Annotated in this window: 17 protein-coding genes; all 17 read left to right on the top strand. The window is 69.1% G+C overall.

The genetic code is table 11. The annotated features are described in order from the left end of the window. Window positions 1-153 precede the first annotated feature (153 nt). The 17 genes from ABS52_03920 (at window position 154) to ABS52_03840 (ending at window position 19,501) form a co-directional block, all read left to right on the top strand. A complete protein-coding gene (locus tag ABS52_03920; GenBank protein ODT04744.1) occupies window positions 154-1,941 on the top strand; it encodes a 30S ribosomal protein S1 in 1,788 nt (595 codons plus the stop codon). Between the two features lie 150 nt (window positions 1,942-2,091). After that, window positions 2,092-3,642 carry a methylmalonyl-CoA carboxyltransferase gene (locus ABS52_03915; GenBank protein ODT04743.1) on the top strand — a complete coding sequence of 517 codons (1,551 nt, stop codon included), beginning with the start codon at window positions 2,092-2,094 and terminating at the stop codon, window positions 3,640-3,642. A gap of 35 nt (window positions 3,643-3,677) precedes the next feature. Beyond that, window positions 3,678-5,207 (top strand): pyruvate carboxylase subunit A, encoded by a 1,530-nt coding sequence (locus ABS52_03910; GenBank protein ODT04742.1) that lies wholly within the window; start codon window positions 3,678-3,680, stop codon window positions 5,205-5,207. A gap of 3 nt (window positions 5,208-5,210) precedes the next feature. After that, complete coding sequence (locus tag ABS52_03905) at window positions 5,211-6,440, top strand: hypothetical protein (GenBank protein ODT04741.1); 1,230 nt, start codon at window positions 5,211-5,213, stop codon at window positions 6,438-6,440. Continuing rightward, window positions 6,437-6,937 (top strand): hypothetical protein, encoded by a 501-nt coding sequence (locus ABS52_03900; GenBank protein ODT04740.1) that lies wholly within the window; start codon window positions 6,437-6,439, stop codon window positions 6,935-6,937. Before ABS52_03905 ends, ABS52_03900 begins: the two co-directional genes overlap by 4 nt. A gap of 201 nt (window positions 6,938-7,138) precedes the next feature. Beyond that, window positions 7,139-10,177: a hypothetical protein gene (locus ABS52_03895; GenBank protein ID ODT04739.1), complete on the top strand. Its 3,039-nt coding sequence runs from the start codon at window positions 7,139-7,141 to the stop codon at window positions 10,175-10,177. 12 nt (window positions 10,178-10,189) lie between these two features. Then, on the top strand, window positions 10,190-11,437 hold the full coding sequence (locus ABS52_03890) for a hypothetical protein (protein ID ODT04738.1): 1,248 nt from the start codon (window positions 10,190-10,192) through the stop codon (window positions 11,435-11,437). A 191-nt stretch (window positions 11,438-11,628) separates the two neighbouring features. After that, complete coding sequence (locus tag ABS52_03885) at window positions 11,629-12,075, top strand: 50S ribosomal protein L13 (GenBank protein ODT04737.1); 447 nt, start codon at window positions 11,629-11,631, stop codon at window positions 12,073-12,075. Window positions 12,076-12,077: 2 nt separating this feature from the next. Next, entirely contained in the window at window positions 12,078-12,473 is a 396-nt protein-coding gene (locus ABS52_03880) for a 30S ribosomal protein S9 (GenBank protein ID ODT04736.1), read from the top strand. A 144-nt stretch (window positions 12,474-12,617) separates the two neighbouring features. Continuing rightward, the gene (locus ABS52_03875) at window positions 12,618-13,556 is read left to right on the top strand and encodes a 30S ribosomal protein S2 (GenBank protein ODT04735.1); all 939 of its coding nucleotides are present in this window, start codon (window positions 12,618-12,620) and stop codon (window positions 13,554-13,556) included. Window positions 13,557-13,712: 156 nt separating this feature from the next. Further along, the gene (locus tag ABS52_03870) at window positions 13,713-14,609 is read left to right on the top strand and encodes a translation elongation factor Ts (protein ODT04734.1); all 897 of its coding nucleotides are present in this window, start codon (window positions 13,713-13,715) and stop codon (window positions 14,607-14,609) included. 6 nt (window positions 14,610-14,615) lie between these two features. Next, on the top strand, window positions 14,616-15,335 hold the full coding sequence (locus ABS52_03865) for a UMP kinase (protein ODT04733.1): 720 nt from the start codon (window positions 14,616-14,618) through the stop codon (window positions 15,333-15,335). After that, window positions 15,332-15,886: a ribosome recycling factor gene (locus ABS52_03860; GenBank protein ODT04732.1), complete on the top strand. Its 555-nt coding sequence runs from the start codon at window positions 15,332-15,334 to the stop codon at window positions 15,884-15,886. Before ABS52_03865 ends, ABS52_03860 begins: the two co-directional genes overlap by 4 nt. 12 nt (window positions 15,887-15,898) lie before the next feature. Next, window positions 15,899-16,756 (top strand): hypothetical protein, encoded by an 858-nt coding sequence (locus ABS52_03855; GenBank protein ID ODT04731.1) that lies wholly within the window; start codon window positions 15,899-15,901, stop codon window positions 16,754-16,756. Beyond that, window positions 16,753-17,892: a 1-deoxy-D-xylulose-5-phosphate reductoisomerase gene (locus ABS52_03850; protein ODT04730.1), complete on the top strand. Its 1,140-nt coding sequence runs from the start codon at window positions 16,753-16,755 to the stop codon at window positions 17,890-17,892. Before ABS52_03855 ends, ABS52_03850 begins: the two co-directional genes overlap by 4 nt. Next, window positions 17,886-19,109 (top strand): RIP metalloprotease RseP, encoded by a 1,224-nt coding sequence (locus ABS52_03845; protein ID ODT04729.1) that lies wholly within the window; start codon window positions 17,886-17,888, stop codon window positions 19,107-19,109. Before ABS52_03850 ends, ABS52_03845 begins: the two co-directional genes overlap by 7 nt. Next, a complete protein-coding gene (locus ABS52_03840; GenBank protein ID ODT04728.1) occupies window positions 19,106-19,501 on the top strand; it encodes a hypothetical protein in 396 nt (131 codons plus the stop codon). The genes ABS52_03845 and ABS52_03840 overlap by 4 nt, the downstream gene beginning before the upstream one ends. The last annotated feature ends 8 nt before the right edge of the window (window positions 19,502-19,509 follow it).

Here is a 19,509-nt window from a genome sequence, read left to right as displayed (position 1 = left end):
GGACGCCTCGTTCCCGGCTATTCTTCTCGGTTCCCCGATCCCGGACTTTCCTGGTGCCCCGCCGGCGCGGTCGACCCGGCGAGGCAGGGGGGCCCTTCACTCAACCTCGTCGCGGCGAGCCTAAATATCCGCTGTCACGGAGACACCCGTCCTATGTCCGAGCTCGAGACCACCGCTGGCATGTCGGTCGTGGAGAAGCGCAAGGCCCAGAAGGCCGAGCTGCGCCCGCTGGCCAACCGCCGCCCCGAATTGTACGACGAAGACGAATACTCATCTGCCGAGTACGAGCAGATGATGGAGATGTATAACGGGACGCTCGCGTCGATCGACGAGGGCGAGATCGTGAAGTCGCGCGTGCTCGAAATCCGCGAGAACATGGTCGTCCTCGACATCGGCTTCAAGTCCGAGGGGACGATCCCGCTCGAGGAATTCAAGGACATGCCCGACCTCAAGCCGGGCGACGAGGTGGAAGTCCTCCTCGAGCACCTCGAGGACCAGGAGGGGTCGGTCGTCCTCTCCAAGAAGAAGGCCGACTTCATGCGCGTCTGGGAGAAGATCCGCGTCGCGTACGAGACGGACCATCCGGTCGAGGGAACGCTCGTCAAGAAGATCAAGGGCGGCGTGGTCGTCGACCTCATGGGCGTCGACGCCTTCCTCCCGGGGTCGCAGATCGCGCTGCGGCGCGTCCCCAACATCGACGAGCTCCTGGGGCAGAAGTACGAGTTCAAGATCATCAAGCTCAACAAGCGCCGCCGCAACATCGTCGTCTCGCGCCGCGTGATCCTCGAGACCGAGCGGGCCGGCAAGCGCGAGAAGCTCATGAAGGAGCTCCAGAAGGACCAGGTCCGGAAGGGCGTGGTCAAGAACATCACCGACTTCGGCGCCTTCATCGACCTCGGGGGCGTCGACGGCCTCCTGCACATCACCGACATGTCGTGGGGGCGCATCTCGCACCCCACCGAGATGGTGCACATCGGGCAGGAGCTCGAGGTCAAGGTCCTCGACATCGACTGGGAGCGCGAGCGCATCTCGCTCGGCCTCAAGCAGCTGCAGCCGTACCCGTGGAAGGACGTCATCGAGAAGTACCCGGTCGGCACGCGCGTCGCCGGCAAGGTCGTCTCGATCACCAACTACGGCGCCTTCATCGAGCTCGAGCCCGGCATCGAGGGGCTCGTGCACATCAGCGAGATGTCGTGGACCCGCAACGTCCGCCATCCGTCCAAGATCGTCTCCATCGGTGAGACCATCGAGGCCGTGGTCCTCAAGGTCGATCCGAACGAGGAGAAGATCTCGCTCGGCATGAAGCAGACCGAGCAGGATCCGTGGATGGTCCTCCCGCTCAAGTACCCGGTCGGGACACGCCTCTCCGGCAAGGTCCGCAACCTCACCTCGTTCGGCGCCTTCGTCGAGATCGAGCCCGGCATCGACGGCCTCATCCACATCTCCGACATGTCCTGGACCAAGCGCGTCCAGCACCCGTCGGAAGTGGTCAAGAAGGGCGACACGGTCGACGTCGTGATCCTCAACATCGACGCCGAGAACAAGCGCATCTCGTTAGGCCTCAAGCAGGCCAGCGAGGATCCGTGGCTCCGCATCGGCGAGACCTACCCGGTCGGCACCGAGCTCCGCGGGCGCGTCGTCCGCCTCATGGAGAAGGGGGTCGTGGTCGACATCGGCAACGACATCGAGGGCTTCGTCCCGCTCTCGCACCTCCCCTCCGACAAGGCCATCACCTCCCCGGCCGACATCTGCTGGGAAGGGATGAACCTCGACCTGCGCGTGGTCGAGGTCGATCCCATCCACCGCCGCATCGTCCTCACCGTCACCGACATCCCGGCGGAGCAGCCCCCCAAGCCGGAGACCCCGTCGAAGATCCACACCGAGGATGGCGACATCGTCGGGGAGATCCCGGTCGAGGAGGAGGCGGCGGGCGAGGAGTAGCCGACTCGGCGCCGCGCCGGAACGTTCGGACGCGGCGACAGGGAGGGTACGCGACGCCGCCCCCGGGGAATCACTCCCCGGGGGCGGCGTCCGTTCCGCCCCCACCGCCCGCGTTTGCCGAGGCCGCACCGCCCGCTAGCTTTCGCGCCCATGAGCATGCGCGAAAAACTCGAGCTCCTCGAGCGCCGACGCGCCGAGTCGGAGCAGGGAGGCGGCCCCGCCCGCATCAAGGCCCAGCACGACAAGGGGAAGCTCTCGGCGCGCGAGCGCCTCGACATCCTCCTCGACGAGGGATCGTTCGTCGAGTACGATCGCTTCGTCACCCACCGCTCCACCGATTTCGGTCTCGACGCGCAGCAGGTCTACGGCGACGGCGTCGTCACCGGGCACGGGCGCATCGACGGGCGCCTCGTCTACGTCTTCTCGCAGGACTTCACCGTCTTTGGCGGCTCGCTCTCCGAGACCTTCGCCGAGAAGATCTGCAAGGTGATGGACCTGGCGATGCGCAACGGGGCACCCGTCATCGGCCTCAACGACTCCGGAGGGGCGCGCATCCAGGAGGGGGTCGTCTCCCTCGGGGGCTATGCCGACATCTTCCTCCGCAACACGCTGGCGTCGGGCGTGGTCCCGCAGATCTCGGCGATCCTCGGCCCCTGCGCCGGCGGCGCCGTCTATTCGCCGGCGATCACCGATTTCGTGTACATGGTGCGCGGTTCCTCGTACATGTTCGTGACCGGCCCCAACGTCGTGAAGACCGTCACGCACGAGGACGTGACCATGGAGCAGCTGGGCGGTGCCGATACGCACGCCGCCACGTCGGGCGTGGCCCACTTCGCCCACGACTCCGAGCTGCAATGCCTGCAGGCCATTCGCGAGCTCTTCCGCTTCATCCCGCAGAACAACCTGGGCGACGCGCCCCGCGGGAGCGGGCGCGACCCGCGGGACCGTCGCGACGAGGCGCTCCTCGACGTCGTCCCGGACAACCCGAACAAGCCCTACGACATCCACGAGGTCATCCGCCGCGTCGTCGACGACGGCGAGTTCTACGAGGTGCACCGGGACTACGCCGGCAACATTGTCGTCGGCTTCGCGCACCTGGGCGGCCACAGCGTCGGGATCGTCGCCAACCAGCCGGCCGTCCTGGCCGGGGTGCTCGACATCAACGCCTCCGTCAAGGCGGCGCGCTTCGTCCGCTTCTGCGACGCCTTCAACATCCCGATCGTGACCTTCGAGGACGTCCCCGGCTTCCTCCCCGGCGTGACGCAGGAGCACGGCGGCATCATCCGGCACGGGGCCAAGCTCCTCTACGCCTACTGCGAGGCGACCGTTCCCAAGCTCACGGTCATCACGCGCAAGGCATACGGCGGAGCCTACGATGTCATGAGCTCCAAGCACATCCGCGGCGACTTCAACGTCGCCTGGCCGACCGCCGAGATCGCCGTGATGGGGCCCAAAGGGGCGGTCGAGATCCTCTTTCGCAAGGAGATCGCCGAGTCCACCGATCCGCAGCAGGCGATGGACGAGCGGGTGGCCGAGTACACGCAGAAGTTCGCCAATCCGTACGTGGCGGCATCGCGCGGCTTCCTCGACGACATCATCGATCCCCGCGACACCCGCCCTCGCCTGATCGACGCGCTGGAGACGCTGCAGGGCAAGCGCGACCGGAATCCCCCCCGCAAGCACGGCAACCTCCCCCTGTAGCGCTGTCTCTCGTCTTCTCGTCCTCTCGTGCTCTGATGTTCAGCAAGCTCCTGGTCGCCAACCGCGGCGAGATCGCCCTGCGGATCATTCGCGCCTGTCGCGAGATGGGGATTCGCTCGGTGGCGGTGTACTCCGACGCCGACGTGCAGGCGCCGCACGTGCGTGAAGCCGACGAGGCGGTCCACATCGGCCCGGCCGCGTCGAGCGAGAGCTACCTCAAGGGCGATCGCATCGTCGAGGTGGCGAAGCGGGTGGGCGCCGAGGCGATCCACCCCGGATACGGCTTCCTGTCGGAGCGCGAGTGGTTCTCGCGCCTCGTGCGCGACTCGGGGCTCGTCTTCGTCGGCCCGCCCCCCGAGGCCATCGCCGCCATGGGGAGCAAGACGGCGGCGCGGCAGCTGGCCATTCGCGCCGGCGTCCCCGTCGTTCCCGGCACGACCGAGGCGCTGCGCGACGCCGCGCAGGCCGCGGAGGTGGCCGAGAGCTTCGGCTATCCGGTCCTGCTCAAGGCGGCGGCGGGTGGGGGGGGCAAGGGGATGCGGGTGGTGCGCGAGCCCAAGGAACTTGCCGGGGCGCTCGACGCGGCGCGCCGCGAGGCGAAGAACGCCTTCGGCGACGACGCGGTGTACGTCGAGAAGTACATCGAGGGGCCGCGCCACGTCGAGATCCAGGTCATCGCCGACCAGCATGGGACCGTCTTGTCGTTAGGCGAGCGCGAGTGCTCGGTGCAGCGGCGCCACCAGAAGATGATCGAGGAGGCGCCGTCGGTGGCGGTCTCGCCCGAGCTGCGCCGCCGCATGGGCGAGACGGCGGTCGCGGCGGCGCGGGCCGCGGGCTACGTCAACGCGGGGACGTGCGAGTTCCTCCTCGACCGGAACGGCGACTTCTACTTCCTCGAGATGAACACCCGCCTCCAGGTGGAGCACCCCGTCACCGAGCTGGTGACCGGGATCGACCTGGTGCAATGGCAGATCCGGGTGGCGGCGGGGGAGCGCCTCCCGTTCCCGGCCGACCTGACCCCGCGCGGGTGGGCCATCGAGTGCCGCATCACGAGCGAGGATCCCGCCAACGGCTTCCTTCCCAGCACGGGGCGCATCGACTATTTGCACCTGCCGGCTGGCCCCGGGGTCCGCTGGGACGGGGGGATCGAGGTCGGGACGACCGTCGGGCTGCACTACGACCCGATGCTCGCCAAGCTGATTGTCTGGGGCGCGACCCGCGAGCAGGCCGTCGCGCGCATGCACCGGGCGCTCCGGGAGCTCACCATCGTCGGCGTCGAGACGTCGCGCGAGTTCCACCTGCGCGTCATGGAAGACCCGGAGTTCCAGCGGGGGGAGATCGAGATCCAGTGGCTCGAGCGGCGCCTCCCCGACCTGCTCGGCCGCAAGGCCCCGGCCGAGCGGGTGCGGGCGGCGGCCATCGCGGCCGCGCTCCTGGCCGATCGCGACCGCCTGACGCGCCGCATGGGGGTGTCGCCCGCCCCGGTGGGGAACGGACGCAACGGCGCGACCGCTCCCGCCCCCGATGCCTGGGCGCTGGCCGCCCGGCGCGAAGCGGTCCGCTAGCCCATGCACGCCACCGTGCGCGTCGAGTCGATCGCGGCGGGCGGTGCCGGCGTGTCCCGGGTCGATGGCCTGGTCGTCTTCACGCCGCGCACGGCCCCGGGCGACCTCGCCGAAATCCGGTACACCACGCGCGATCGCCTCGCCCACGGTCGCGTGGTGCGCATCGTGGAGCCGTCGTCCGCGCGCGTCGCGCCGCGCTGCGGGCACTTCGACGGCGACCGCTGCGGCGGATGCCAGCTGCAACACCTTTCGGGCGCGGCCCAGCGCGAGGCCAAGCGACGCATCGTCGCCGATGCGATGGCCCGCATCGCGAAACGCCCGGTCGACGTCGCTCCCGTCATCCCCAGCCCCTCCGACTGGGAGTACCGCAACAAGCTCACCCTGGCCATGCGGTGGCGGGGGGGCGAGTGGCGGGCGGGGCTGCACCAGTGGGACGACGTCGACCGCGTCTTCGCCCTGCGCGAATGCCCCATCACGCACCCCCGCGTGCTGGACGGGTGGCGCGCGGTGCTGCGGGCGGCGGACGCGCTCCCTCGTCAGGCGGAGCTGCGCGGGGCCGTCCGGCTGGTGGACGACACCCTGGCGTTCATCCTGGAGGGCGTGGCCCGATGGCCGCAGGCGCGCGACTTTGCCGAGCGCACCCCGGAACTGGCGATCGTGCGCTGGATCGACTCCCAGGGGCGTGCGCACGACGTCCGCGACGTCGATGCCGAGCGCCCGGCGGCCTCGTTCGGGCAGGTGAACCCCGCGATGGCGGCGCGGCTCCATGCCGACGTGGTGGAGGCGGTGCTCGCCACCGGCGCGCGCGCGGTGGTCGACTGCTACGCGGGTGACGGGGCCACGGCGCTCCCGCTGGCCGAGGCCGGGGTCCGCGTGACGGCGATCGAGCTGGATCGCGAGGCGTCGGCGCATGCGGCCCGTCGCCTTCCGCGGGGGTCGCTGGCCGTCTGCGCGCGCGTCGAGGACGCCCTCCCGTTGCACCTCCCGGCCGACGTGGTGATCCTCAACCCACCCCGCACCGGCGTCGACGCGCGGGTGTGCGCGGCGCTCGAGGACGCACGAGGCCCGCGCGCGCCGCACGTGGTCTACGTGAGCTGCAACCCGGCGACGCTGGCGCGCGACCTGGCACGGCTCCCCTCGTTCCGCGTGCTCCGCGTGCAGCCCTACGACATGTTTCCCCAGACCGCGCACGTGGAGACGCTGTGCGTGCTCACCCCGGAGGATCGCGCGTGAAGTACATCGTCGACGTGAATGGAGAGCGCCTCGAGGTGGAGCTGGACGCCGCGGGGGTGCAAGTGGACGGCGAGCGCGTCGCCGCGCACCTGGCCGACGTGGAAGGAACCCCCATCCAGGTGGTGACCATCGGCGGCGAGTCGCACCGGGTCGCCGTCCGCCGTGGCGACGGACGCGGTCGTTATGCAATCTGGATGGACGGATACCGGTATGAGGTCGAGGCACTCGACGAACGGATGCGGACCATTCGCGACCTCACGGCCGCCGCTGCGGCGAGCGATGGGCCGCGCCCCCTCGTCGCCCCCATGCCCGGGCTCATCGTGCGCGTCACCATCGAGGAAGGCGATGCCGTGGAGGCGGGGCAGGGGGTGGTGGTGATGGAGGCGATGAAGATGGAGAACGAGCTGCGGGCCGCGAGTGCGGGGACGGTTAAGGCGATTCACATCCAGCCGGGAACGGCTGTCGAGAAGGGGGCCCTCCTAGTAGAGTTCGCGTAGTCGCTGGGGCTTCCGTTCATCCCTCGCCGGAACCCCTCGGCACCCTGGAATCGCTGTCCACGGCAGGCGGGCGATGGTCGACCAGTCGAACTCGGTTGAACCAACGCCTCGCGCCGTGCGTTCAGCACACGTCTGCCCCGGGGCGCGTGCGGACGCGCGCTCGGCGGACGCGGTCCCCTTTTCCCTCCACAGGAGAGGCGTATGCACGAGATCTCTCGTTGGCGCAGGAGGCTCTACGTCGCGCTGGCTGGCGTCGTGGGCCTAACGAGTGTCGCGTCGGCACAAGCCGGCACGGGCTCGGTAACAGGTGTCATCACCGACCGCGAGTCGAAGGCCCCCATCGAGGGGGCGCGCATCGTGGTCACCGGTACCACCCTCGAGACGCAGAGCAACGCGAAGGGCGAGTACCGCCTCGTCGGGCTTCGCGCGGGGGTGAACCAGGTCGGCGTCCTGCGCATCGGCTATCGCGCCGGCGCCGACACGGTGCGGGTGCAGGCGAATGAGACGGCGACGCTGAACTTCGAGCTCGCCAAGACGGTCACGACGCTGCAGGAACTCGTCGTCACCGGGACGGTGGGGAACCAGGAGCGCCGCGCCCAGCCGGCGCAGGTGGCCTCGGTGTCCGCGACCGACATCAAGGAGAACGCGGTCGTCAACAACGTCAACGACATGCTCCAGTCGCGCGTCCCCGGCATCGCCGTGAACGCGGCGTCCGGCACGGCGGGGACGAACCGGACGATCCGCATCCGCGGCGCGTCGTCCATCTCGCTCTCCAACCAGCCGATCATCTTCATCGACGGCGTGCGCTTCAACGAGGGGACGGTGAACCTCGGCCTCAATGGGCAGCTCACCGACCGCCTCAACGACCTCAACCCCGACGACATCGAGAACATCGAGGTCGTGAAGGGGCCGGCGGCGGCCACGCTGTACGGCGCCGACGCCTCGGCGGGGGTCATCCAGATCATCACCAAGAAGGGGCGCGCGGGCACCGCCTCGTTCCAGCAGACGGTCCGCGCCGAGTACGGCCAGGCCGATCTCAACTGGACCCCGCCGTCCAACTACGGCAACTGCACCGCCTCGCTCATCGCCGCCAACAGCCCCAACCCGCTGTGCCGCGGGCAGGCGCTGGGGACGCTCGTCAGCGACAACCCGCTGGCCCGTGAGGGGGGCATCCGCACCGGCGCCGACCAGCTGTTCGGCTGGACCGGGCGTGGCGGCGGCCAGAACTACGGTTACTTCCTGTCTGCGAGTGCCGATCGCAACATCGGCACGCTCCCGAGCAACGACTTCCGGCGCTACTCCTGGCGCTCGAACTTCAACTGGATCCCGAACGCCAAGGTCACCCTCGAGGCCGGCGTTTCGTCGATCCTCTCGAAGACGGTGCTCCCCGACAACGACAACAACATCTACGGCTACCTGGGTGGCGCCATGCTCGGCTCGCCCCTCACGCGCCGTGACGATGGCGTTCCGTCGCAGAACGGGTGGTTCGGCTTCAACCGCGGCGTCGATGCCATCGCGGCCATCCAGAACGAGCTCGACACCCGCCGCAACATCCTGAACGCGACCGCCACGTACCTCCCGGCGTCGTGGCTCAAGAGCCGCTTCACCGTCGGCGCCGACCTGCTCAATGACGAGGCGACGCGCTACTTCCCGAAGAACAGCGGGACCAACTACGGCGGCGACCTGAACCTCGGCAGCAACACGCAGACCCGCATCGGGATCCAGCGCTTCACCGTCGACTGGATCAACGACGCCAACAAGTCGTTCGGCGCCGAGAGCCAGTACCAGCTCAACGTCTCGGCCGGTTTCCAGGCCATCGCCACCCGCACCGACAACCTCGGGGCGACGGGGCAGGGCTTCGTGACGAACTCGGCGAACGTCATCAGCAACGCGTCGACGACCTCGGCGACGGGGACGCGCAACGAGGTGCGCCAGTACGGCTGGCTGTCGCAGCTACAACTCGGCATCCGCGACCGCATCTTCATCCAGGCCGGCGCCCGCCTCGACGACTTCTCGGCGTTCGGGACCGGCGTCGAGCCGATCCTCCTCCCGAAGGTCGGGGTGTCGTGGGTCCTCTCGGACGAGTCGTGGTTCCCGCAGAACAGCTTCTTCTCCTCGTTCCGCGGCCGTGTCGCCTACGGGACGACGGGGCGTGCGCCGGGCGCTGGCGCCGCCTTGCAGACGTTGCAGGCGGCCCCGTACGCGGTGCAGCAGGGGGCGTCGATCGTGACTTCCGCCGGCGCCGTGCCGTTCAACCCCGGCAACGTGGACCTCAAGCCGGAGCGCGGCGTGGAGTACGAGCTGGGCTTCGACGCGTCGTTCCTCAACGACCGCGCGCGCGTCGAGTTCACCTACTTCAACAAGACGTCGCTCGACCTCATCCTGCAGCCGCAGCTCCCGCCGTCGCTCGGGTTCCAGCAGAACCCGTTCAAGAACATCGGCGAGGTGCTGAACAGCGGCTTCGAGGTCGGGATCACCGGCGACATGCTCCGCAAGCGCAACTTCCAGTGGGAGACGCGCGTCAACTTCAACACCCTGCATAACGAGATCGTCGACCTCGGCGAGGTGGCGCCCTTCGGGACGCTCAACCGCTTCACCGAGGGCTTCCAGATGGGGTCGTTCGTGTCGAAGCGGATCAAGAACATCAACGAGGCGACCGGCGTGGTGACCGTGGCCGACACCTTCGAGGTGGTGGGCAATGCCCTCCCGACCTTCGAGGCGTCGTGGAGCAACACCTTCACGCTCTTCCGCAACTTCCGCATCTCGACGCTCATCGACACCAAGCAGGACTTCCTCATCAACAACCTCACGGACTTCTTCCGCGAGACCCAGCTCGTCCGCAGCAACCGGCGCCTGGATCCGACCGTCCTCACGGCGCGCGAGCGCCTGCGTCGCTATGGCAACCAGGCCTCGGGCCAGCCGGCCTTCGTCCAGCTCAACGGGCAGGGGACCACGGTGGACCAGACGCGCGACGCCTACCTGCAGCCGGGCGACTTCATCCGCTTCCGCGAGCTGGGGGTGACCTACAACGTCCCGCCGCGCCTCCTGCAGGGCTTCCTCGGGACGCGCACCGCGTCGATCGGCTTCGCCATGCAGAACGTGGCGCTGTGGACCGACTACGAGGGGGCCGATCCCGAGGTCGTCACCGATCCGACCGCTGCGTTCGGTGTCGGGCGCCAGGACTTCCTCACGCTTCCCAACCCGAAGCGTGCGCTCCTCCGTCTCAACATCTCCTTCTAACGCGAGGCCAACATGACGAGATACCAGCGCGCCATCCGGCGCACGCTCGGTGCCGCCGCGGTCCTTGCGAGCGTAGGCTGCAACGATTTCCTCACGGTCGAGAACCCGAACGTCGTCGACGTCTCGGCCATCGACCCGGTCAAGGACGCGACCACGCTCGCCCTCTCGGCGCAGCAGAACTTCGCCGTCGCCCTCGGGTGGTCGGTGATGTACTCCTCGTGGTTCAACGGGGAGAGCATCGTCGCCGAGACCTTCCCGACGCGTAACGAGTTCGGGCGGCGCGACACCAACGAGTCCAACGGGTCACTCAACACGGACGTCTGGGTGCCGATGTCGCTCTCGGCGGCATCCACGAAGATTGTCCTCGACCTGGCGCTCCCGACGCCGGCCTCGAACATCAACCTGGCCCGGGCGTCGCTCTGGCGCGGCTACACCTTCATCCTGATGGCGCAGGACTTCTGCACCGGTGTCGTGGATGGCGGGTCGGAGCTGACGACCGCGAACATGCTCGACTCGGCGGTGGTGCACTTCACCAACGCCATCGGCATCGGGACGGCCAACGGCACCGCGGACGGTGTGGCGATCGCCAATGCGGCCAAGGTCGGCCGGGCGCGCGCGCACCTGCAGGCGGGGCGCGGCGCGCAGGCGGCGGCCGACGCGGCGTCGGTCCCGGCGGGCTTCACCTTCAGCCTCCCGTTCGTGGACAACCTGGCCCAGCGTACGCGCCTCGGAAACCGCTTCTGGCAGTTCACCTCCGATCGCGGGTCGATCGGGGTGGCCGAGGCCTTCCGCGTGCGTCCGGACACGCGCGTCCCCTACAAGACGCCGTCCGAGCACACGCTGCCGCCACAGGACGCTTCGACCGGGGCGTTCTACATCCAGAACAAGTACCCGGGCTTCGACGCGCCGGTGCGCGTGGCGTCCAAGCTCGAGGCCGATTACATCGCGGCCGAGGTGGCCGGGTCGGCGGCGCAGCTGGCGCTGATCGGTGCTCGCCGTGCGGCCGCCGGCGTCGGGGCCTATACGGGCCCGACCGACGCGGCCTCGGTGCTCAAGGAGTTCCTGTGGCAGAAGTCGCTCGACTTCTTCCTCGAGGGACAGCGCCAGGGTGACTGGCGCCGCCAGCCGAACGCGATGACGGGCATCCCCGTCCCGGGGGCACCGTACTTCAAGCCCGGCTTCCCGGCCATCGGCAGCAAGACCTGCTACCCGCTGCCGTTGTCGGAGCGTGACAACAACGTGAACCTGAAGGGGAAGTAGCGGTTCGATCACCCCGCGTTCCCACGGGCGCGGGGGGCAGGGCGCCGCCGGATGATCGCGATCCGGCGGCGCCCTCGTTGTTGGTGGGGGCAACTTGTCGCCTGACATGGAGTTGTCCGTTGACACGCCCCCCGTGCCTGTCTAGCTTGCAAGTCTGCCAAAAAGCGCGTTTCTGCCATTCGTTTCCGATCATGAAGACATTTTCCGCGACTCCCAAGGACATCGACCGGCGCTGGTACATCGTCGACGCCGACGGCATGGTGCTTGGGCGTCTCGCCTCCGAGATCGCGAAGATCCTTCGCGGCAAGCACAAGCCGATCTACACGCCGCACATGGACACGGGTGACAACGTCATCGTCATCAACGCGTCCAAGGTGAAGGTGACGGGGCGCAAGGCCGAGCAGAAGCGGTACTTCCGTCACACGGGCTACATGGGACACGAGAAGTACACGCCGTTCAGCAAGATGATCGAGACGCACCCGGAGCGCGTGATCGAGAAGGCGGTGCACGGGATGCTCCCGAAGTCCGCGCTGGCGCGCCAGGTGCTGCGCCTCAAGCTCCGCGTGTATGCCGATGCGAACCACCCGCACGTCGCCCAGAAGCCGACGGCGTTGACCTTCAACAGCAAGAGTGAGTAGGGATGGCTGAGAACGCGCAGATTCACGCTGTCGGCCGCCGCAAGGAGGCGGTCTGCCGCGTGTACGTGAAGCCCGGCTCGGGCAAGTGGGACGTCAACGGCCGCACGTTAGGCGATTACTTCCCGCGCCCCACCCTGGTGACGGCCATCCAGCAGCCGTTCACGGCGACCGACTCGCTCGGCCGCTTCGACGTCAAGGCGCACGTGGAAGGGGGCGGCCTCACCGGCCAGGCCGGGGCACTCCGCCTCGCCGTGGCCCGCGCCCTCGTCGAGATGGACGAGGCCAACCGCCGCAAGCTGCGCGACCTCGGCCTCCTCACGCGCGACGCCCGTGCGGTCGAGCGCAAGAAGCCGGGGCGTCCCGGCGCCCGCAAGCGCTTCCAGTTCTCCAAGCGCTAGCAGTACCCGCGGGGAGACGGTTCGCCCGTCTCCCCGCCTCCTACCTCGCACTTCTCCCGAGCCTCCGCGGGTGCCAGCCCAGCTGGTCGTAGGCGGCGTTGAAGGAGAAGGTCGATCAACCCAAACGATCAGCAACGCATTCCGATGTCCTCCCCGACCCTCGAACAGCTCCTCGAAGCCGGCGTCCACTTCGGCCACCAGACGCGCCGGTGGAACCCGAAGATGCGCCGGTTCATTTTTGCCGAGCGCAACGGCATCCACATCATCGACCTGCAGAAGACCCTTCGGCAGGCCGAACTCGCGCAGAAGCTGGTGCGCGACGTGATCCTGCGCGGCGACAACGTCCTCTTCGTCTGCACCAAGCGGCAGCTGGCCGCCATCGTGAAGGGCGAGGCGGAGCGCTGCGGCGCCATGCACGTCACCGAGCGCTGGCTGGGCGGCCTCCTCACGAACTTCCAGACCGTCAAGAAGCAGACGCGTCGCCTCAAGGAGCTCGAGTCGGGGTCCGAGGCCGGTGGTGACTTCGAGAACTACACCAAGAAGGAGCAGCTCCTGCTCTCGCGGCAGCGCGACAAGCTCTCCAAGAACCTGTCCGGCATCAAGAACATGGGGCGCCTCCCGGGGCTCCTGTTCATCGTCGACTCCAAGAAGGAGCGCATCGCCGTCTCCGAGGCCAACAAGCTCGGCCTCCCGATGGTCGCCATCTGCGACACGAACTCCGATCCGGACCTCATCACGGTTCCGATCGCCGGCAACGACGACGCGATCCGCTCGGTCGAGCTGATCACCCGCATGATTGCCGACACGATCATCGAGGCGCGCCGCGAGGCCCCGGTCCGCTCGCAGGAAGAGGACGCCGAGGAGAGCACCTACAGCTCCGATCGCGGTCTCGAGCCGGCCGCCGCGGGTGGCAGCGACGAGGAGCGGCGCAAGCGCCGTCGCCCGCGTCGCCGTCGGGCCAAGCCCGAGGCGATCGCAGCTCGCCTCAAGACGGGCGAGACGGCGGGCGAGGGCGGTGAGAGCGGGGACGCGGGCGATGCGAGCGATGCCGGCGAGGCCGGCGGAGACGACAGCGCCGAGTAGACATCACGTGCAGTGGGCGCCCCAGCCGGCGCGCCCACCGCTCCGACGGGGGAAGCGAAGCCGATTCCTCCATCTTCCGTCAGCAATGACCAGCGCCGCCGGCACACCAGCCGGCGGCGTTCTCACGATCCGCAGGATCCTGCGAAGGACGACACCATGAGCAAGCCGATCACGGCGAAGGACATCGCCGACCTCCGCGCCCGTACCGGCGCTGGCATGATGGACTGCAAGAAGGCGCTCGAGGAGGCCGAGGGCGATACCGAGAAGGCGATCGCGATCCTCCGGACCAAGGGGATTGCCAAGGCCGACAAGCGCGCCGGGCGCGCCGCCTCCGAAGGGCGCATCGTCGCCCTGGCCGCCCCCGATGGCAGGAGCATCGCGCTCGTCGAGGTGAACTCGGAGACCGACTTCGTGTCCCGCAACGACGAGTTCGGCGCCCTGGCCCAGTCGCTCGCCGTGCAGGTGCACCAGGACGAGTCCATCGACCATGTCGTCGGCGTCGCCGGCGAGGGGACGCTCTTTGCCCAGCCCTACCACGCCGACACCTCCAAGACGGTCGAGGAGGCGGTGAAGGCCGCCTCGGCCAAGACCGGGGAGAACGTGGTGCTGCGCCGCTACGCGCGCTTCGCCACGACCGGCGCGTTAGGCAGCTACGTGCACTTCAACCACAAGGTCGCGGCGCTCGTCGAGATCACCGGGGGGAGCGGCGCGGCCGTCGAGGCCCTCGCCCGCGAGGTGGCCGAGCACGTCGCGGCCGGCGTCCCGCGCGTCCCCCTCGCCACCACGCGCGAGGAGGTCCCGGCCAGCTTCATCGCCAGCGAGCGCGCCATCTTCGAGGCCCAGGCCAAGGAGAGCGGCAAGCCTGACGCCATCGTGCAGAAGATGGTCGACGGCCGCGTGTCGAAACTCTACGGCGAGATCGTCCTCACCGAGCAGCCCTGGGTGCGCGACGACTCCAAGACGATCCAGCAGCGCGTCGACGAGGTCGCCAAGAGCGTCGGCGCCCCGCTCGCCGTGCGCCGCTTCGTCCGCTTCCAGATGGGCGAGGAGTAAGCGTCCGTGACCGAGTCCCCCGCCACGTACCGTCGCATCCTGCTCAAGCTCTCCGGCGAGGCCCTCGCCGGGGAGAAGGGCTCCGGCTTCGACTTCGAGCGCGTCAACCAGTTCGCGGACGAGATCAAGGCCGTGGTCGAGACGGGCGTCGGCGTGGGGCTCGTCATCGGCGGCGGGAACATGGTCCGGGGGACGCAGCTGGCGGCCCTCGGGATGGACCGCGTCGCCGCCGACTACATGGGGATGCTGGGCACCGTCATCAACGCCCTGGCGCTCCAGGACGTCCTGGAGAAGAAAGGGCTCGACACGCGCGTGATGACCGCCATCCGCATGGAGGAGCTGGCCGAACCCTACATCCGCCGGCGTGCGCTGCGCCATTTCGAGAAGGGGCGCATCGTGATCTTTGCCGCCGGCACCGGCAATCCGTACTTTAGCACCGACACGGCGGCGGCCCTGCGCGCCATCCAGATCAAGGCCGACGTCATCATCAAGGCGACCAGCGTCGACGGGGTGTATTCCGCCGACCCCAAGAAGGACCCCAGCGCCAGGCGCTACGAGCAGATCTCCTACCGCGACGTGATGCTCGAGGAGCTGGGAGTGATGGACCAGACGGCGGTGACGCTCTGCAAGGAGAACAAGCTGCCGCTGATCGTTCTCAACATTCACGAGAAGGGCGCCGTCGCGCGCGCGGTGCGCGGCGAGCGCGTGGGGACCATCGTCCGATGAGCTCGATCCAGAACATCATGAAGGACACGCGGGCGCACATGGAAAAGGCGCTCGAGAACTCGAAGCAGGAGTTCACCTCCATCCGTTCCGGGAAGGCCAACCCCACCATGCTCGACACGGTGCGGGTGGAGATGTACGGCTCGCACATGGCGCTCAACCAGGTGGCCAACGTGAGCAGCCCGGAGCCCCGCCTCCTCGTCGTCACCCCCTTCGACAAGGGACAGGTGAAGGCGGTGGAGAAGGCGATCCGCGAGTCGGACCTCGGCCTCGACCCCGCCATCCAGGGGTCGCTCATCCGCGTCCCGCTCCCGGCCATGAACGAGCAACGCCGCAAGGAGCTGGTGAAGGTCGTGCACAAGCTGGCGGAGGAAGGGCGCATTTCCATCCGCCACTGGCGCACCGAGGCGCGCGATCGCTTCAAGAAGCTCGAGGGGGTCTCGGAGGACGACGTCAAGCATGCCGAGCGGGAGCTGCAGAAGCTGCACGACGACTTCGTCGCCCGGATCGACGGGATGGTGAAGGTGAAGGAAGCAGAAATCATGGAAGTCTGAGCGCAGGGCGCGATGGGTGAGCTCGCCCGGCGCGTGGTCGTGGCGCTCATCGCGGCCCCGCTCGCCATCGGCATGGTGTACCTCGGCGGACTCCCGTTCGCCGCCTTCCTCGGGGTCGTCGGTGGCGCCGGGGCCTGGGAGCTCTATCGCCTGGCCCGGCACGGGGGCGTCGACGCCATGGATGCGTTAGGCGTCCCGGTCGCCGTGGCGCTCCCGCTGCTGGTCCACCTCGACCGGCTGCAGCTGTTGCGCAGCCCGGCCGCCGTCGGGGGGGTGACCTTCGTCGCGCTGCTCGGCGCGTCCATCTGGGCGCGCGGCGTCGGCGGACGCCCGCTGGAGTCGGTCGCGGTCACCGTCTTCGGCGCCCTCTACACCGGGGGGATGCTGGCCTTCGGCTACGCGCTGCGGCATCACCGCTTCGTCATCGAAGCGGCCGCCGGGACCGCCCTCGTGCTGTTCCCCGTGATCCTCACCTGGGCGTCGGACATCGGCGCCTACTTCATCGGGCGCGCGTTCGGCAAGGCGAAGCTCATTCCCTCGGTGAGCCCGGGCAAGACGCGGGCCGGGGCGGTCGGTGCGCTCGTCGTCACCATGGCCGCGGCGTACGCGTACAACGTGCACGTCCTGCGCCCCTGGTCGCAGCTCGCCCTCGCCCCCTGGACCGCCGTCATCTTCGGCCTTCTCGTGAGCCTCGCGGCGCAGGTCGGCGACCTCGCCGAGTCGCTGCTCAAGCGCGAGGCCGGGGTGAAGGACTCGTCGCATCTCCTCCCGGGGCACGGCGGGATCCTCGACCGGCTCGACTCGCTCTTCTTCGTCCTCCCCCTGGCGTACCTCGTCCTCGGGCGCCTGCTCATCGCCGCGCCGCTGTGAGCCGTCAGCCGCAAGGCGTCGCCCTCCTCGGGTCGACCGGGTCGATCGGCCGGTCGGCGCTGCGCGTCCTCGCCCGCCACCCGGATCGCTTCCGCGTCGCCGCACTCACGGCGCACTCGAACGCCGAGGAGCTGGCGGCGCAGGCCGACGCGTTCCACCCCACCTTTGTGGGGCTGGTCGAGAACGGCGAGTCGGCTCGGCCGCACTGGCATCGTGGCCGCGCCGCCACCGTGGAGGCGGCGACGCTCCCGGGCGTCGAGGTGGTCATCAACGCCATCGTCGGGGCCGCGGGGCTCGAGGCGACCCTGGCGGCGCTCGCCGCCGGCAAGCGCGTGGCGCTGGCCAACAAGGAGTCGCTGGTGGTGGCCGGGGCGCTGGTCGAGGCGGAGGCGGCACGCGGGGGCGGAGCGATCGTCCCGGTCGACAGCGAGCACTCCGCGATCCTCCAGTGCGTCGCGGCCCGTCCCCTGTCCGAGGTTCGCCGCCTCATCATCACCGCCTCCGGGGGGCCCTTTCGCACCTGGCCGGCCGAACGGCTCCTCGAGGCACGCCTCGAGGACGCGCTCAACCACCCCACCTGGCGCATGGGGCGGAAGATCACCGTCGACAGCGCCACGCTGGCCAACAAGGCGCTCGAGGTCATCGAGGCCCACTTCCTGTTCGGCCTCCCGTTCGACCGCATCGAAGTGGTCGTCCACCCGCAGAGCATCATCCACTCGATGGTGGAATTCGTGGACGGGAGCGTGGTGGCCCAGATGGGCGTTCCCAGCATGGAGCTGCCGATCCTCTACGCCCTGACCCACCCGGAGCGTATCGCCGACGACGGGGTAACACGCTTCGACCCCGTCGCCTCGTCGCCGCTCACGTTCGAGCCGGTGCGGCATGACGCCTTTCCCGCGCTCGCCCTCGGCGTCGAAGCGGGACGACGGGGAGGGGCGGCACCAGCCGTGTTCAACGCGGCCAACGAACAGGCCGTCGCGCTCTTTCTGGCGGGGGCCATCGACTTCCACGACATTTCGTCGGCCATCGACTCGGCGCTGCGCGCACTTCACGCGGCGCCAGGCGGCGACCTCGAAGCGCTGCTCGCCGCCGATGCGGCGGCACGCCATCACGTCAAGGACCTGTTCGCATGCTGAAGTTCCTCGCTCCACTCCTGGTGTTCGGGGTCGTGGTGTTCGTGCACGAGCTCGGGCACTTCATCGCCGCCAAGCTCACGCGTGTCTATGCCCCGGTCTTCGCCTTCGGCTGGGGGCCGCGCCTGTTCGGCTTCAAGTGGGGCGAGACCGACTACCGCTGGTCATGGTTCCCCATCGGGGGCTTCGTCGCCATGGCGACGAAGGACGCCGAGGCGGTGTCGGCCATCGAGGGCAACACGGAGCTCGGCGGTGCAGGCGATGCCCAGGGGGAAAGGGAGGGGGAGGGGGAAGGGGAGGTCCCCGGCCACCAGCGTGGCCTCAACCCGATCCCGTTCGATCCCGACGCGTTGAAGCCGTTCGGTCCGCACCCGGTGCCGAGCGATCGGTGGATCGAGTCGAAGTCGCTCGCGGCCAAGGTCTTCATCCTGTCGGCCGGCGTGCTGATGAACGTCGTGCTCGCGCTGGTCGTCTCGATCGGCGCCATCAAGGGATTCGGGCGAGCCTATATCCCGGCGGTGGTGGATTCAGTGGTGGCCGGGATGCCGGCCAACGCCGCCGGCCTGCAGCGTGGCGACAGCGTCACGGCGCTCAACGGGAAGCCGGTCGCCCGCTGGACGGAGCTGCTCGAGACGGTGTCCATGTCGGCGGGACGGCCGATCGAGGTCACGGTCGTGCGCCCGACGGGCGAACAGGTCACGCTGACCATGACGCCGGTCCTGAGCGATGACCTGGACGCGGTGACCGGCGCACCCATCAAGGTCGGACGCGTCGGCGTCGCGCCGCGGGCGCGCCCCGCGCGGGAGGCGGTCGGGATGGGGGAGGCGGTGGTGGCGGGGTGGGACGCCACGTGGCGGATGGGCGGGGCCGTGGTGAAGGTCGTCGGCGGGCTCTTCTCGGGACAGGTCTCGGTGAAGCAGCTCGGCGGGCCGATCGCGATTGCCCGTACGTCGTTCGAGGCGGCGAAGAGCGGATGGGAGGAGCTGCTCGGGCTCCTGGCCTTCCTCAGCATCAACGTCGCCGTGCTCAACCTGCTCCCGATCCCGTTGCTCGATGGCGGCCAGATCCTCCTGCGGGTGGTCGAGGCGGCCAAGGGAAGCGAGTTCAGCGCGCGGACGCAGGAGGTCATCATGCGCGTGGGCGTCCTGGCCATTGCCCTGCTGTTCGCGCTCGTGATGTTCAACGACCTCAAGGGACTCGTCGGGCAGTTCTTCCGATGACCGTGCGACAGCTGCTGGCGGCCGTCTTCCTGCTCCTCGCCGTCACCGGATCGGCGCACGCGCAGCTGAAGGGTGTCCGGTTCGAGGTCGCGAGCGTGGGCGACACCACCCTGACGTTTCGGGCCGGGACCGAGCGGTGGCTCAAGGCGGGGCAGCGCGGCATCGCCGTCGACCCGCGGAAGCGGGACGTCCTGGTGGCCCGCCTGCGCATCGCATCGGTCGACCGCGCCGGCCTGGTGACGGCGGTGGTGACGGGGCAGACGACCGCCGTCACCACCGATCACGTGGTGCTGATGCAGGAAGTGCCATCGCCGTGGTACCGGCGACGCACCTTCTGGACGGGGATGGTGATGGGCGCCGCGTTAGGCGCGGTGGCCGGTGCGCAGTTCTGATCCGCGCG

The sequence above is a fragment of the Gemmatimonadetes bacterium SCN 70-22 genome (genome assembly GCA_001724275.1).
In the GTDB taxonomy this organism is placed as follows: Bacteria; Gemmatimonadota; Gemmatimonadetes; order Gemmatimonadales; family Gemmatimonadaceae; genus SCN-70-22.
The sequence above is the reverse complement of the archived record's forward strand: the minus strand, read 5'-3'. Positions and strand labels throughout refer to the sequence as shown.